This is a genomic window from Helicobacter pylori (genome assembly GCA_008032955.1).
Classification (GTDB): domain Bacteria; phylum Campylobacterota; class Campylobacteria; order Campylobacterales; family Helicobacteraceae; genus Helicobacter; species Helicobacter pylori_DC.
Map to the genome: position 1 here is coordinate 822098 of CP032046.1, position 17165 is coordinate 839262.

Genomic DNA, 17165 nt, shown 5'->3' on the forward strand with positions numbered 1-17165 from the left:
GATATGAAAACACAATAAAATCACAACTTGCTCGCCTTATCTAAAAGCATTTGCTTCATTTCTTTTTTCTTGTGTTCTAAATAAAAAACAATAGCGTCTTGAACAAACACGCTTTTATTTTCCCTGAACGCTCCAAATTCATTCAAATACTCTTCTACGCTATGCATCACTTTCTCTGAAATATAGAGCGTGTGGGCTTTTTTCCTGTCTTCTTTTTCATGTTGGTTTGTTTCATGCTTGTTGGCATTCTCAAAGCGATTTTCTAAATCGCTTAGCCTGTCTTTTTTAGTGTTTTTAAATTCCATATTTATCCTTTAAAGTAGATTGTTTTTAATATCATAACACAATTAAGCGTTATTTAGAATTAAATTATAAATTCTATCATTTTCATTTTTTGCCCCCTAAATACCCGCTCAATTCATCATAGAATTGAGATCATTCGTTTTTAGCCTTATTGTCATTGTATTCCATCACACCCATACCTTCACTCACTGAACGCTTATAAGCTATCCTTTCGCTTAATAGATTATCCATTAAAAACACGCTTTCATTAGCGTTATTTTGGTTGATGAAATCAATGAGGGCTTTTTTCTCTTTAAGAGTGGGGATAGTAGGGATGCGATTCATCACAATACAAGCTTTCAAATTTTCATTCAACGCTTGGATGTCTCTAATCCTTTCTAGCATGTCTAATAACACTGCTGTGTCTAGTTGGCTTGGCGTGGTGGGTATTAGCACCCAATCGCTCAATAGCATAGCCCTTTGGCTTTCTTTGGAATGTTCGCCTTTAGTGTCAATAAGGATGTATTCGTATTTATCCGTCATCTGTTTTAAGGTGTCTGTGATATTACCTGTGCGATTAAAGAGCGTGAAATTAGGCAAACTTGTTTCACTCCTAATATTGTTAAACACTTCCAAACTCTTTTGGCTATCAGTGTCTAATGCGGCAATATCTTTCTTGTCTAGCAATAATTGAACGCACAAGTTCAAGCATAAAGTGGATTTACCGCTCCCTCCTTTTTCGTTAGCTATGGTGATTATCATCGCTTATTCCTTTAGAATTTTGTTAAATATATTTTAAATATAAATAGCTTAAAAGTATATAAAATAGAAAAACTTAATACTATATTATTGTAAATAGTTATGTTATCTGTTAGTTCTTTTTAAAATGGTTAGTAAAATTTTATTAGTGGTGGTTTTTTAGGGTGTTTTTTAAAAGGGAAAAATTTAGAGAAAAAGAATATTAAAAGGCGTTACGCCAAATTCAATAACATTATTTAAACACATGTTATTGAAAGCATTAGTGAAACTCACATCCCCATGTCGTAATCATCATTGACCGCTTTTTTCATTGGGTTATACGCTTCTTGGTTGGCTTATTCCTCCTTGTTGTGGTGTGAAGCGCTAAAAATAGACCCTTTATTTTTGAACAATCGCATCATTCAATGTCTTTCAAAAGAGCGTTTTTAAAAGCTTTAATGGCGCTTTCACCCACCAATTCAGCGATACGATAACGCGCGATCAAAAAGTCTAATAATTTTTCGCTTCTTTCTTTGATTTGCGCGACTCCAAAAGAAGCGTTTTTAGCCACTTCTTTTTCACTATAAGAGCCTTTAAGGTATGCCTTTCTTTTTTCCTCAAAAGGCTTGTTGCTTAAAGAGCTGTTAGCGTTTTTAGGGATTAAGAGCAAGTTCCCTAAAGCATGCACGACATGGGGATTTTTAGCCCAACTTTTTTCTTTAGCGCTATAGCCTTGATCGGGTTTTTGGGGCAGGATATGCTCAATGCTTTCTATACTGCTATCAAAATTCAGAGTCGTTTCAGGGTTATGGTGCAACTCGTATTCATACAGCAAGTAATTCAGCGCCTTGTCCCACCGATACCATTTTTCAGTATTCTTTTTAGAATGGATACTCTCTTCAAGCAATTCCAAGCCGCTATGCTTTCCCTTGAAAAAATTCTTTTCTAGCGTTGGAAGATCTTCAATGGTTATTTTATCTTCCTAAAATCTACACGCTTGAATCGCTTTGAAGGCTAATCCAATCCATTCATTTTTAGCCGTATTCTTGCCAGCAACCCCATAGATTAAAAACCCAAAACGCTCTAAATATTCTAATAGGTCTTCCAACTCTTTGGTGGTATAATGCCGTTCATCGCCACTTCTTACAGCAAGCTGTATGGTTAAAAGAGAGAGCAATAAGGGCAGAAAAGCGTTTTCGCTCAAAGCGTTTAAGCGCCGCATTTTGTCTAGTAAGCCGCGCATTTTAGGCGTGATTTCAATCCTAAGCTCTTCATCATCAAGCGTGTGCAAGAAATACCAAACATTAGAAGAATAAGAAAGATAAAGTAACAAATCATTTATTTTTTCATATTCATCATATGATGAGTGGTATCTTTTATGAGCGTTAAACTCCATTTCCAATAATCTCTTTTTAAAATCCCCTTTCTCGCCATAATAATACGCCACAAAATGCTTTAAAAACCTCTCTAAATTATCATCTTCAAAGGATCTCAAATCGTAATAAATGATCGTGTAGGTGTCATTGATTTCTTTTTGAAGCGTTTCTAATTTTTGTCCATTACAAATCTTGTGCGCTACAAAATGCAAGCGGTTTTTTAACAATTCTAAAGTGGATAGATCCTTGCCACGATTGTTGATTGTTTCAAAAGAGCTGAACGGATCGATTCGGTTATCATTCAATTCCACTACGCTAAAAAGCATTTTCTTTATAAGGGCATCAAACATTTTTTCAAGCGTTCCAACAGGCGTCTCGCTGATTTTTTCTTTAAAAAACGCATGAGCGTCAATCAAATTTTTAGCGTAAAAAGAAGTTTGAAACCTTTCTAAATCTTTTTCTTCTTCCATGATCGCCCTAAAAGCTTCATTTAAACCATAATACTTATAGGACAGAACGGGTTCGAGATTCATTGAAGAATACTTTGGGTCTTTGTTTTGGGTGGTTTTGGCTAAAAGGTCTAATAAAATCAGGCTTGTAGCCAATCGTTGCTGGCCGTCTATGATTTCAAAAGCGCTATCTTCAAGCTCATTTTCAAGCCCTCTTAAGGTTAAGCTGTGCATGTAATGGAATTTATCTCCCAGTTTGGACACATGCTCTAAATCGTTCCAAAAATCCTTTAATTGCCTTTCTTGCCATGCATACCCCCTTTGATAGCTGGGGATTTCAAACACGCCTTTTTCAACCACTCCGTCTAAATTTAACAATTCCATCAAAATCCTTTCATAAGTTTATGGGTAAAAACCCATAACCCCTTAACTCTTTCTCTTAATCAATTTCATTGAATTGTTAAGTCGTGGGGAATTTGTAAGACACCATGCGTTTTTATTGACTAATTCTTCGTATTCTTGGCTCCCTTTTTGAGCGCAAACACCATAAATCACTAACGATCCCCCATCATCAACTTCAAAGTGATCAATTTTTAGAGCAAAAACACTGCGTTGGATTTTAACCCCTTCAATATTTGATTTCTCATACACAATAGCAACAGCATAATCTGCTTGACGCACTTTCTCAAAATCTTTATGTTCAGCTACTTTGTCCATTCAATAGGATCTCTAGAGATCATGCTTGCTTTATTGATTTGCGTTTTCACGACATAAGGGAGTGGATCTTGTATTTCATTGATCTTGTCTGATTCTTCAGCAAGATTGTTTGTTGCAATATCGCCATTATCTAAGATGCTAAATAAATTCGGTTGTGGGTTTTTAGCTTTCTTTTTTTGCATGTGTAGTCCTTTAGAATAGGTTTTTACTATTAGGACATAAGTTCAGTAACTAAAACATACGGGTTTTTAGAATAAAAATCTTTAAAAAACCCGTATTGTTTAGTTTTTAAAAATATGGTTATATTTAAAAAATTTTTATTTTTAGGGGTTTTATATGAACCAAAATACAGAGCAAGTATCACAAAACAAGGGACTAAATGAGTTTGAGAGAGCTAAGATTTATTACACAAAAAAAGTTGCAGACAATCTCTTATTTATAGCAAACCCAAGCAATAAAGTGGAAGCGCCTTATAAAAGTGGTGCTAAATTAGAAAAGATGGGTATTAGTAAAGATGACTACAAACAGAATATAGCTCAAAATAGCCGTAATTTTTGCGCTTACTCAGGCGCTCCTTATAACAATGTAAATGATTTTAACCTTGATTTAGAAAAGGCTATACATAATCATAATTCAAGCGCGTGGATAGGACTTAGTGATGCTGCAATTAAACTAGAAATAGGGAAACTTGCCAATGAAGAACCACAAAAAGCCAATGAACTTAAAAACGCTTTAAGAGAAATTAAAAACAATGAGCCTTGCGTGGAAGTTATGTTCATTAAACACTCAAAAGATAAAATTCTAAGAAATGAAAACAACGAGATTATTTATGCAAAAAACAATCAAGGCGAATACATTCTAAATGCTAAGGGTGAAAAAATCCCCTTGTATGAAACTCAAGAAAAAACTAACTCAATGGGTGAGACTTATTTTGAAAGGGTGCAAGAAAAGTGCGAACCTTATGTGAAAATTGAAAGGCTATATAATTTAGAAGTGTTTTCTAAATATTTAAGCGAGCAACAAATGGATAATTTTGTTGAAACCCTAAAACCGCTTAATAACGCTCATTTTGAAAAATCTACAAACGCTATGTTAAGACTAGAGCATGACAGAGATTATCCTATGGAAAAACGAGCCACCTCTAATCTTGTATTAAAAGATGTCAAAGATAGGATTTTCAACGACATAGATAAAAATAATGTTTTTAGTGATGAACAAAAAAGCGCTTATAAAAACAATATTGATAAATTGTTTGAGACTATCAATGACTATTGTGCGACTAAAAATGAAAAATACCAGCAAATCTTTTTTGAAAATCAAAAACAGAACCAAACACAAAAGCAAGTAGAGCAATACTCTACAATGGAGTTTTAAATGTTATTTGATAGTTTATTTTCCATCAATGAGCAGCAAAAAGCAAAAGCTTGGAGTGATTTTTTTAAAGAGCTAAAAAAAGACATGAAAGAAATTTATAATAAATTTGGAGGCAATGCAGAATGGACAACTTTTCTAACTAGGTTTTCTAATGATTTAAGCCGTGCGTCTAATTATGCGGAATTTGAAACTTTACAATCTATCTATTCTAAAGAGCTTGAAGAGTTACAACAAACAATCACAACAGACAAAACGCAACAGCAACTTTTAGAACAAGATAATATTGATTTTGGATTACAAAGCGCTTTACAAAATGACTTAAAAGATTTAGACCATTATTTAAGTAACAATAAAAACAAAGACGATGAAGAACAAGCCATTCAAAAGTCTTTTGAACAAGATTTAGATGATTTACAAAATGATGAACCTAATTTGGAGATAAAAAAGTCTATCAACGAGCAAGACGATAAAGATTATCAAAATAAAGAACAATTAAACACAGAAATAAAGGAAAATATTAGGGAAAATTCTAAAAACTCTCATTTGATACCTATAACAAATTTAAAGAATTTTTTACATAACAGAAGAGAAAATTTTAAGGCTACACAACAAGATTTACCTAGTGAAAAACAAAAAAAATACTCTGATAAATTATTCAAAAAAGAGCTTTTAGAATACGCTAAACACACTATGAGTGCTAAAGAATTGCAAGTTTTAGCCATGCTGGTTAATAAAAAACCAAGCGCTATGAAGACAAAGCACAAAGAATTTTTACATGAAGTTTTAATGACAGCTTTAATCAATAATAAAAATTTAAAAGAAAATGATCCCATAAAACTTGCCCTAACCTACAATATTAAAAATTCAAAAACCAATCAAACTCCTTATAGCATTTTTAACAATCAAAAAGAAAATCATATTCCCCCACTCAATGAAGAGCAACATAAAATCTTACAAAACGCTATTGCTAATAACGAAGTGGATAAAAGAGCTTTGGGTGTTTGGAAGTTTAATAGCGAAAATCAAAATAATTTAACTCAAAATAATGCTAATGTTAATGAAATGGTTAAAAATACTACTAATGATGATCTAATTAAAGACAATAGTATTAAACAAAATAACATTATTGAAAATAATAATGTAAAAAATAACAATGATTTGTCTTTTTTAGATGATGAACCTGTTGATTTTAATCAAGGTAATCATTCTGTTGATTTTAATAGTAAAAAATCTGTAAAAAATAACACTGAGAAAAAGCCATTAAGTCCCAAACTACAAGCTTTTGAAAATAAATCAAAGCAAAACATACAAAACGCATTAACAAAGTCTAAAGAATTAAAAAATAATCAAAGATTAGCAAATGATGGCGTGTCTATACCTATGGAGATGAGTTTTTAAACACAAGTTAGTCAAGTGATTAAAGTTTTTAATGGGATTGAAATAAAGGAGCAAAAACAAATGAAAACTTATTCATATAACCATTTTTTATTTTTCTGCTTTATTCTAGGAGCGTTTTTGTTAGGTTTGCTCAGTCCAGCCTATGCTTTGAGTGTTATCACCACTAAAGAAATTGACGCTAATTTGCCTAATGGGGCGATAGAAAGCAGGGTGGTGTTAGGCAAGAGAGTGTTTAAAGTAGAAGCTCATGGGTTTTATTTTAGAAACAATGCAACTAACAGCATAGATATAGAAATCACCAGTCTTTTAAGAGACAATCAATCGTTTCCTTTGACTAGCCCTGCTAGAACTAGTTTAAAGATACCTCCTAACGCCAAGATTAAAAAATCCACTCTCCTTGTTTTAAAAGGTGAGAACGCTGAAGAAGTGGCTAAGATTTTAGGCGTTAGCAAAGAAGAATACCAAAAGCTAGAAAACATCGCTCAAACTAACGCGACCAATGACCCTATGTATGCCAACACGCCTTTTAGTAATGGCTCTGATAGTTCCGCTTACGATAACAATCCTAATAGCCCTAGCAATAACGCTATCAATGGTAAAGATGGTGCAAATGGGAGTAATGGCTATGGGATAAATGGCAACGATGGGATAAATGGGAGCAGTGGGAGTAATGGTGCAAATGGAAATAATTCAAATCATAATGCAGTGGGCAGTGGTATTGATACAGATGGCGTGTTAGGTGTGGATGGAGTGAATGGATCTAACTCTTCAAGCGGTGGCTCTGTAGGGGGTTATGAGAATAATTTCACTAACCATGGCTCTACTAACAATAACACAGGAGGGTATGACAATTTTAATAATAATAGCTCAAGTGGTGGGGGGTTAGGGAATGGGGGGTTTTTCCCTATTCCTTTTGGTAATGGAGACACAAACAATTCCAATAATCCTACTAACACCACTAGCCCAACTAATGGCAGTAGTTCTAATAGCGCCATTAATCCTAACTCGCAAGAAAACAATTACTCCAGCCAGTATTGTAAAGCGCCTGAATTAAGCCCCAACAACACGATGAAACTAGATGTTATCGCTAAAGATGGCTCTTGTATTTCTATGAACGCTTTAAGAGATGACACTAAATGCGCTTATAGATACGATTTTGAAGCCGGTAAAGCCATCAAGCAAACGCAATACTACTATGTAGATAGGGAAAACAAAACGCAAAATATCGGTGGTTGTGTGGATTTGCAAGGCGCTCAATACGCCATGCAACTTTACAAAGATGACAGCAAATGCGCCTTACAAACCACGAGTGATAAAGGTTATGGTATGGGGAAAACGCAAACCTTTCAAACTGAAATCGTGTTTCGTGGGATGGACAATTTAATCCATGTCGCTGTGCCTTGCAGCGATTATGCAAGGGTGCAAGACAGGATTGTTAGGTATGAAAAAAACGATAAAACCCAAACCTTAACGCCCATAGTAGATCAATATTATAATGATCCTAGCAATCCTAACAAGCAAGAGATTTTAAATCGTGGGATTGCGACCCAATTAAGCTCACAATATCAAGAATTTGCATGCGGTCAATGGGAATACAATGACGCTAAATTAGAAGCCAAAAGACCTACAATGCTAAAAAGCTATAACAAGCTTAATGGCGAATGGGTAGAAGTTACGCCCTGTAATTTTGAAGCAGGGATTAAAAGCGGTGCGGTTGTTAGCCCTTATGTGATGGGTGTGGCTAGCTCTAAAGTCTTAAGCGATATTACTACAAGCCATTATTTTAGGATAGAAAGGAAAAATTATGGTGAGAGAGAACAATGCCAAAAACCTTATGGAGTCAATCGTTGCCAACCGCAATATTTCCATACTGATCCTAGCATCACCGATTGGAACGCCACTTACAAAACCACTACCACTCAAACCACTCAACCTTATTTACGCCCAGCCCAAGATAATGAAAGCCCCACAACCTATAATCTTATCACCACTCACACCACCATCAACAGGACTCAAAGCGTTTTGAAAAACGAATTGCATTTGAGTAATGATTATTTGAAGTATGTAGAAATTTATCAAGGCTATTACAAAGATAATGATCTTAAACAATCGCAAGGCTATATTGATTGGTCTAACTACTACCTTAATCAGAATGAAGGCTTTTGCTCTCAATACAGCATTTGGAGTGAAAGCACAAAGATTGGTAAGAATTGGTATCATTGGCATGATAATAAAATCTCTTGCGCTCAAAGACTGATTTACAGGCCTTTTTAAGGATAAGGCATGAAAGCGTTAAAGACTTTTTTAAAAAAATCCTTTATTTTGTTGTTGGTGGTTGCTTTAAACCACTTAAACGCTGTGGCTATGATTGTGGATAATCCTACGCAGAATATCTGGCAACAAGCAAAAGACGCTATAGACAAGTCTCGCTTTGTTCAACAGGTCAATCACTGGGCAGAACAAATCAAAAGATACCAAGAGATGATAGAAAAAGCTCAAACCACCATTAACCAACTAAATAAAGTGAATGATATTTTACTGAAAACCAATCAGTTTATGAATGGCTCTATTTTAAATATCCCTAACCCTATGGGTTTAGTAGAAAATGCAACTCAAATTGCCAAGAATGTAAAATCAAACGCTCTCGCCCTACAAGAAAGCGCTAAAAACTACAATCTAGCCGAAAAATTTTTATTACGAAATATTGCTAGCAAATGCCCTGAATTAGATATGAGCAAAATTAACCCAAAAACAAAAGAGATTTTTTTCTCTGATAAGGGAAAAGAAAAGAGTGCTGCTAGACAGGCTTTAGAAAATTTAGCTAATGCGCTTGGAAACACACAAATTACAACCACTCAAGATATAACAACAAGTTTAAGTGGTAGGGTCTTAGCAGACTTTATTTGCAAAACAAAAGAGCAAGAACTTTTAGGGATAAAAAAGCAACAATACCTAGCTCAAGCACAAACTTGTCTAATATCAAAAAATTTTCAGTGCTATGGAGATTTTTTATCTCAATCAAAACAAATTGATTTAGAAATATTTAAAGAAGCTCAAGCTAGAACCTTTAAACTTTTTTCATCTTTACAGAACAGGGGTGCAAGTTTTACACAAGAACTTTCCGTTAAAAATCCTATTTATGCGAAAGAAGGGTATTGCTCTAAACAAAATATTGATGGTAAGGATTATTGTTTTAGTAATACACTTGAAATTGAGCGATTGATAAACACTTTTGAGAAAGACAATGGCTCATATATAGAAAGGCTTAAAGGAGCAACAAATCAAGAAACTAAAGCAAAAATCTATGCAGACTTTAAACAAAAATTTGAAATGTTAAACACACAAATTTTACTTAATATTGCCAATAACCTAAATTTTATGAATCAAACCCTGTCTCTTATGGCAAGTGCCTATTCAGACACTTATTATAAACAACAAAATATCATTATGCCATCATTTTTAAACCCTCCTGAAAGCGTTAAAAAAGAGTTTTTAGAAATAAATAAAAAGACAAGTCAAGCTTTTAAAGCAAATTTAAATAAATTTGGACTACCCACTTCACAATTGCCTGATGTTGAAAAATCTTTTATGATGACACAAGGTGGGAATATAGCAACAGAAAAGTTTCAACAAATGAAAAACAATATTACACAAGGATGGGATGAATAATGCCTTATTTGGTTTGGGGTGGTATTTCTCTTGCTATTGGTATTATTTCTTATTTCATACCAGCTGATAATCTCAATGTGGCTACTGATGGGCTTTATAGTAGTATTATAGGCGTATTTCAAAATTTCACCAATGAATTTAAAGACAAATACAACAATATTGCAAAAACAATCGCACCTGCTATGGTTTCTATAGGAACAATACTTATTTTTGCATATTCTTTAAAAAAATACAAAAATAATGAATTTTTTGAAATCAAAACTTTCACGCAATTTGCTTTTTTTCTTGCTCTTCTATCCTTAATGCACTTTGCTTTGAATAGTCCTAAAAAATTCCATTCATATGTAGAGTTTTTTGTAGAAGCGCCTGCAGTCATTCTTAATAACGCCATTGAAGAAACAACAAAAACTTTTTACAAAAAAGCTCAACAACAATCAAATCAATCCCAAAATAAAACAAATCAAAGTTTTATAAGTTTTAATGGGAATATACAAGGAATTATTAAAAATCAAACCAAGCAACTTTTTGCTTTTTATGAAAGCTTTAGAGAAAATAATGCAGGTTTTAGCAAACCATTTGTTTTTATTATGCAGTCTCTATCTTTTGTGGCTATTGTGTTTTTTCAAATCCTACTTATATTTAAAACAATTTATCTTATTTGTATTATTTTTATAGAAAAAACTTTTTATTTGCTATGCTTTATTTTTATGACGCCTTGTTTATTTTTTAAACAAACTCAAGGATTTTTCTTTTCTTACATTAAAAAAGTCTTTTCTCTAACCTTTTATGCGCCTCTTGTGTTTTTATTTGCCATGCTAAACTCTATTGGGCTAGAATTATTTAAACCTACTCAAAATATCATAGAAACTATCGGCATTATTATCATTTCAGCGATTACTTCAGCTTTAATTAGCAATATTCCAAATATTATCAATACCATTTTTGGAACACAAGGTGGTTCGGTTGATCTAGCTAACTTCTTAAAAGCTGGATCGCAAAGTTTTTTAAGCTTTGCTAGTAATGTAGGTAGTGCAGTAAGCGGTGGTGTTAAAGGCGCTTCTGTAGGAACTAGCAATTTTCTTGTAAAAACAGAAGGTGCAATAGGCAATGCTGTAAATAACATTAAAAACAGAGCCTCTCAGCCTGAAAACATAAGAACTTCGGTTGGTTTTGTTAATGTTGGTTCTAAAGCAACGAGATAAACTGCAAAAAAAACATCAAAAAACAACCCTTTAAAGAACTTTTGAATGAGGAATTAATCATCTTTCACTCACTCAACAAATTATCAAAAATGCTTGCTACTTGTTTATTATATTCTTGTGCGGTGTGAATGTAGATTTTTGTGGAGCTTAAGGACTGATGCCCTAACGCTCTTGAAGTCAAAACAATATCCCTACTCTCAGCATAGACTAAAGTGGCAAAACTATGCCTAAATAGGTGCAATCCTGTGCCATATTGTTTAAAATTTTCAATACCACTCAACATAAAAATCTTCAACACAAAATTACTGATTGAACAATGCTTTTGAGTATAGTTAGACAGAGACTTCTTAAATATAAAACGCCCATTAAAACTACTCAATCGTTTGCTATCACCTAACCACTCATCTAAAGATTTTTCTAGCATTTCTCGTTTAATGAACGCTTTTCGCTCTTTATTGTTTTTGCCTTTTATAAGCAAGATATAATGCTCTTTTTCTAAAACAATATTTCTCAATTCTAAATTAAAAACCTCAGATTTTCTCAAACCACCCAAAATAATTAAGAGCAAAATACACTTATTTCTCTTTTCATAACTGCTTCTAGTTCTATAGTTTATAAGAGTATATATAAAAGATTTTAAATCTTTTGAATTTAGATGCTTAGGCAAATTATCCTTGTGTTTAGCGAAGGCTATATTTTTAAGACTAAAATAAAATTCATAATATTTAGTCCTATCCAAGTAATCAAAAAATTGCCTAATATACATCACATATTTCGCCATTGAATTAATCTTTCTTTGTTTAGCTAACTCAAATAAAAAATTCACAAGCATTTCTTCATTGAGCAGTCTCAATCGCTTAACTTTCAAATGCTTGCAAAAATAGTCAAAGAACAAAAACAATACACGCATCATCAAAATATGCTTTGTGCCTTGATTATAAATTGCATGACATAATTTTTCCAAATCTTTAATATTTTCACATTTTTCTAATTCTATTGACAAAAATCTCATTTTTGTAAAATCCCTTACCCCATTAAAAACAACCATACGCTTAAATTTAAAAACAATAAAATCCCTAATCCCTACAAATAACTCCCTTTGACTTCTAGCGAGTGCGTTATTGTCATTTGATTTTTTCATAAAAGTCCTCTTAATATTAAATTTTTTTAATAGAAATTAAAAAGAATGTAATTTATAAAAAATCAATAATAAGGAGCCTATTTATAAAAAAGAATAAAAAGATATATATAATTAATAATTGTATTATATATAAATCTCTCTCCCCCTATTAATAATAAAATTGTAAAGAAAAATTTTTCCGATTTTATTTTATAAACAAAACTTTCAAAATTTATGGTAGAATACAGAAATAGTTTTTAAAAAGTTAGCATTAGAAAATTAAGAAGCTTAGAGCTAGCTAAATAATTACATTCTTTAATCAATCCTAATTTTTTCAAGCATTCTAACACAAAATAAAAATTTTACATGATTTTATTTCACACATAAACGCGCTCCAAGCGTTTGGACAAAGTGCTAATGACTTCATAAGGAATGGTGTTTAAAAGCGTGGCGATTTCGCTTGCGTCATTAGCTTTAGCGCTTTTATCCCCAAACAAAATGACCTCATCGCCCTCTTTAGCTTCAATACCATTGAGTTTGATAAAGCACTGATCCATGCACACCTTGCCAATAAGAGGGGCTAATTGGTTATTGATCGCTACTTGAATGCGATTGCCCAAATCGCGCACCAACCCGTCCGCATACCCTAGAGCTAAAACGCCCACTAAAGTCTCTTCATTGGTGTAAAAATGCTCGCCGTAGCCAATAAATTCGCCTTTTTTGACTCGTTTGATTTGAACAATTTGGGCTTTCAGGCTGATAACATTTTTTAATATCGTTTGAGACGACTCTTTCATTTCATTAGAAGGGTAAAAACCATAGAGCATGATGCCTGGGCGATAGAGATTTAAAAAGCGGTTTTCATTCCCATTACACAAAGAAAGGATACCGGCGGAATTATAAGCATGGCGGTATTGAAACTCTATTTTTTGATCCAAAAGCTGCTCTAAAAAAGCGTTAAAGGCTTTCATTTGGTTTTTAGCATGGGTTTTAATCTTAGCATCAGCGTTGCTTAAATGCGTGAATATCCCTTCCACTTCCAAGCCCTTTAAAGCGCGGATTTTTTTAATGATTTCTATGCTTTTAAAATTAGGCTCCAAGCCCAAGCGGTGCATGCCGGTATCAATTTTGAGATGAATTTTTAAACGTTTTTTGGCTTTTAAAGCCATTTGAGAAAAAACTTCCGCTTGTTCAAGGCTAAAAACCATAGCGCTCAAATCGTTATCAACTAGCATGGAAGCGTTAGCGTTAGGGCTATAACCTAAAATCAAAATGGGGGTTTTAGAAAAATGAGAGCGCAATTCTAAAGCTTCATCTAAGGTCGCTACCCCTAAATAATTAGCCCCTTCTTGTAAAAAAATTTCGCTCGCTTTTAATGCCCCCGCCCCATAAGCGTTCGCCTTAACAACCGCCATGACACAAGCGTCTTTAGGGACAATGCTTTTGACTGCATGAAAATTATGCCTTAAAGAAGCGGTATTCACTTCTACAAAACTCGCCCTTTTTAACATGTTGTCTTACTTGTTAGAATGCTTGCTAAAATACCAACGAGTTTCAGAATAAACCACTTTATGCAATAAGATTAAAGCGATTAAATTAGGGATAGCCATAAGCCCGTTAGAAAGATCCGCTAAATTCCACACAAAATCAATTTTAGCCATAGCCCCTACCATCACGCTCGCTAAAAAAATCAAGCGGTAATATTTCACTTTTTTTCCACCAAAGGCGTACTCAGCGCATTTTTCCCCATAATAAGCCCAGCCAATGATCGTAGAGTAAGCAAAAAAGATCATGGTCAAAAAAATCACCACCGTCCCTAATGAGCCTAGAAAATATTCCGTGCTTTTTAGAGTGAGCAAATTAGCGCTCAATTTCTCCCCATTAGGGAGCAAGGTGTTGTATTCTGGTGCCATTAAAATCACGCTCGCCGTCGCCGAACACACCACTAAAGTCACGATAAAAGTTTGGAGCATGGACACTAGGGCTTGACGCACCGGGTGGTGTGTTTGAGCGCTCGCGGCAATAATGGCTGAGCTCCCTAACCCCGCTTCATTAGAATACAATCCCCTAGCCACGCCCGTTTTTATCATTGTCGCTACCAACGCGCCACTCGCTCCGCCCACAACGGGTTTAGGGTTAAAAGCTTCTTCAAAAATGAGTTTGATCGCTTGAACGGCTAAATCAAAATGGCTAACAATAATATAAATAATAGCGATCAAATACAAAAGTACCATGACAGGAGCCAGGTAAGAAGTGAATTTACCAATGGATTTGATCCCCCTATGACAATAACAGCGGTTAAAAGGGTAAGCAATAAGCCTGAAACCCAATTAGGCAAGTTCGCTTGTTCGCTCAAAATGGAAGAAACCGCATTGGATTGCGTCATGTTACCGGTGCCAATGCTCGCAATAATCGTAAAAATCGCAAACGCCATGGCGAGTTTGGGCATGTTAAGGCCGTTTTTGATGTAATACATGGGCCCTCCATTGTATCCAAACGCCCCTTTTTCCCTGTATTTCACCGCTAAAATCCCCTCAGAATACTTAGTCGCCATGCCAACTAGCCCAGTAACCCACATCCAAAACACCGCTCCTGGCCCTGCGATGCTGATAGCGGTCGCTACGCCTACGATACTCCCAATGCCTACGGTTGCTCCTAAAGAAAGCATGAGGGCGGAAAATTGCGAAATATCGCCCTTAGATTGGGACTCTTTGTCAAAAAGGATTTTGATCGCATAAAAGATTTTACTGAATTGCAAACCCCTAAGATAGAAGGTTAAAAACAAGCCGGTGCCTACTAATAAAATTTGCATGGGAATCCCCCACACCAAATTAGATAATAAACGCACCACCGAATCAATCGTTTCCATAAAAACTCCTCAATAAACTAGGGTTTAAAAAAGAAATTCCTTAATCCCTAAAAAATGCGGAAAAAAGCATAATATCGGCATTTTTTTCATTCGCTCCGTCTTGGCTCAAATTGGCGATGATTTTACCAATGGCCGGGCCAAAAGTGATGCCAAGCCACCCCAGCCCTGTCGCATGGATTAAGTTTTTATAGCGTTTGTCATAGCCCAAATAAGGAATATCATTAGGGGTTAAGGGCCTGAAACCGCACCATTCTATGGCGTCTTTCATTTCAAAAGGCTGCGTGAAAGCGGCTAAATTCTTTTTCATGTTAGCGATTTGCTTTTTATCAATGAGGGCGTTGTTGGTGTTTAATTCTAATTTAGAGGTGATCCTTACAGTGTCTCTTCGTGGGGTCATTGCCATGAAAATATCCGCAAATAAGGAAGAAGTCTTGGGTTTTAATTCTTCAGGCATTTTAAAGGTGATGCTATAGCCTTTAGCCCCCATCATTAAAAAATCGTTCTTGGTTTTTTAATGAGAGTGGGGTTAGCCCCAGTGGCTAGAATGATTGTTTCTGCTTGGATTTTTTCCTTGTGCGTGATAACGCCATCAATGAGGTTGTTTTTAAACTCAAAATCAACCACTTCTTCATTATAAAGGAACTCCACGCCCGCGTTTTGCAAATATTCTTGTAAAGAGCGCATCACTTCGCCCGGATCCACATGCGCGTTTTCGGTCAAAAGCACGCTCCCACAGATATTGTCATTAGCGATAGGCATGTATTCTTTGGTTTCTTTCACATTTAAAATCTTATAAGCACCGCTGTTATCGCAAGTTTTAATCTTTTTTTCAAAACTTTCTTCTAAAGTGTAGATCATCAAAAGCCCGTCTTCTTTATACCAAAAGTCCATGCCGTCTTTTAGCATTTGATGATACATATCAACACTCAGCCACCCGTAGCGTTCAAATAACGCCATGGTGCGGTGCGTGGATTTGGCGTTCGCGCTTGTCATAAACTTTAAAATCCATTGATAGAGCTTTAAATTAAGCCCAAAATGGAATTTTAAAGGGGCTTGGTTTTTGAGCATGAGCTTTAGGGTGTCTAACACCACACCAGGGCATGAGAGTGGGGCTTTTTTAAACGCAGAAATGAGCCCAGCATTCCCAAAAGAAGTGCCATTTGTGCCATCGCTTTTTTCAATCACGCAAACCTTATGCCCTAACTTGTGCATAGAATACGCACAAGAAAGCCCTACAATCCCACCGCCGATTACCACGACTTCTTTTTTCATGCTGATAACCCCTTTAATAAGATCACTTAATGGCTATCGCTTCAATTTCTACTAAAGCGTCTTTAGGCAGTTTAGCCACTTGAAAAGTCGCTCTAGCCGGATAAGGCTCTGTAAAATAGCTCCCATAAATTTCATTCACCACAGCAAAATCGTCTAAACTTTTCAATAAAATAGTCGTTTTAACCACGCTATCCATCCCTAAATTAGCTTCTTTTAAAATCGCTTTGATATTTTCCATGGATTGCATGGTTTGGGAATGAATGTCCGCGCCTTTAAATTCGCCGGTAGTTGCATTAATGCCTAATTGCCCAGAGACAAAAACAAGATCGTTAGTGGCGATAGCTTGAGAGTAAGGGCCTATAGCCTTTGGGGCTAGCGTTGAATGGATGACTTCTTTCATGATTGAAACTCCTATGATGATGTGTTATGTCAGCTATTATTATGCAATCAAATTAAAAAGAAATAAAAAACGAGCGCAAAACGCCATGAATTTTCATCTTATTATAAGGTATTGTATATTTTTTACCCATATTTAGAAACTCTTGAACGGGTTTTGTTTGAATGGAAACTCAAAACATTATCGTTCATTTTTTAAATAAAAGGGATTTTGGCTGTTTTGATTGGTTTTAAAATCAGTTTTGAAATTTTTCATAAGCCCTTGACTTTTATTGTTGAGTTTAGATACAATAACAATCGTCT

Annotated in this window: 10 protein-coding genes and 5 pseudogenes; 5 read left to right on the forward strand and 10 right to left on the reverse strand. The window is 34.8% G+C overall.

Annotated elements, in window-relative coordinates; translation table 11 throughout:
• Positions 1-20: 20 nt before the first annotated feature.
• The 5 genes and pseudogenes from D2C72_03955 to D2C72_03975 form a co-directional block, all read right to left on the reverse strand.
• A complete protein-coding gene (locus tag D2C72_03955; GenBank protein ID QEF43511.1) occupies positions 21-305 on the reverse strand; it encodes a hypothetical protein in 285 nt (94 codons plus the stop codon).
• A gap of 130 nt (positions 306-435) precedes the next feature.
• Positions 436-1044, reverse strand: coding sequence for a ParA family protein (locus D2C72_03960; GenBank protein QEF43512.1), 609 nt, complete (start codon positions 1042-1044; stop codon positions 436-438).
• A gap of 394 nt (positions 1045-1438) precedes the next feature.
• Positions 1439-3229: pseudogene (locus D2C72_03965) on the reverse strand (DUF262 domain-containing protein).
• A 42-nt stretch (positions 3230-3271) separates the two neighbouring features.
• Positions 3272-3562, reverse strand: a pseudogene (locus D2C72_03970) (hypothetical protein).
• Positions 3563-3692: 130 nt separating this feature from the next.
• Positions 3693-3767 (reverse strand): annotated as a pseudogene (locus D2C72_03975) (DNA methylase).
• A 131-nt stretch (positions 3768-3898) separates the two neighbouring features.
• Here D2C72_03975 and D2C72_03980 point away from each other — a divergent pair.
• From D2C72_03980 to D2C72_04000, 5 genes are read left to right on the forward strand one after another with little or no spacing between them, the layout of a single operon-like run.
• Positions 3899-4936, forward strand: a complete 1038-nt coding sequence (locus D2C72_03980) for a hypothetical protein (protein QEF43513.1) — start codon at positions 3899-3901, stop codon at positions 4934-4936.
• Complete coding sequence (locus D2C72_03985) at positions 4937-6334, forward strand: hypothetical protein (protein ID QEF43514.1); 1398 nt, start codon at positions 4937-4939, stop codon at positions 6332-6334.
• 60 nt (positions 6335-6394) lie between these two features.
• Positions 6395-8608 carry a competence protein gene (locus tag D2C72_03990; GenBank protein ID QEF43515.1) on the forward strand — a complete coding sequence of 738 codons (2214 nt, stop codon included), beginning with the start codon at positions 6395-6397 and terminating at the stop codon, positions 8606-8608.
• 9 nt (positions 8609-8617) lie between these two features.
• On the forward strand, positions 8618-10003 hold the full coding sequence (locus D2C72_03995; GenBank protein QEF43516.1) for a hypothetical protein: 1386 nt from the start codon (positions 8618-8620) through the stop codon (positions 10001-10003).
• Complete coding sequence (locus tag D2C72_04000) at positions 10003-11205, forward strand: hypothetical protein (GenBank protein ID QEF43517.1); 1203 nt, start codon at positions 10003-10005, stop codon at positions 11203-11205. The genes D2C72_03995 and D2C72_04000 overlap by 1 nt, the downstream gene beginning before the upstream one ends.
• 64 nt (positions 11206-11269) lie before the next feature.
• Here D2C72_04000 and D2C72_04005 read toward each other — a convergent pair whose 3' ends face one another.
• The 5 genes and pseudogenes from D2C72_04005 to D2C72_04025 form a co-directional block, all read right to left on the reverse strand.
• Entirely contained in the window at positions 11270-12346 is a 1077-nt protein-coding gene (locus D2C72_04005) for a site-specific integrase (protein QEF43518.1), read from the reverse strand.
• Positions 12347-12702: 356 nt separating this feature from the next.
• Positions 12703-13836 carry an alanine racemase gene (gene alr / locus D2C72_04010; GenBank protein QEF43519.1) on the reverse strand — a complete coding sequence of 378 codons (1134 nt, stop codon included), beginning with the start codon at positions 13834-13836 and terminating at the stop codon, positions 12703-12705.
• A 6-nt stretch (positions 13837-13842) separates the two neighbouring features.
• Positions 13843-15194, reverse strand: a pseudogene (locus D2C72_04015) (amino acid carrier protein).
• Positions 15195-15234: 40 nt separating this feature from the next.
• Positions 15235-16466, reverse strand: a pseudogene (locus tag D2C72_04020) (FAD-binding oxidoreductase).
• 22 nt (positions 16467-16488) lie between these two features.
• Positions 16489-16866: a RidA family protein gene (locus D2C72_04025; GenBank protein ID QEF43520.1), complete on the reverse strand. Its 378-nt coding sequence runs from the start codon at positions 16864-16866 to the stop codon at positions 16489-16491.
• Between the last annotated feature and the right edge of the window lie 299 nt (positions 16867-17165).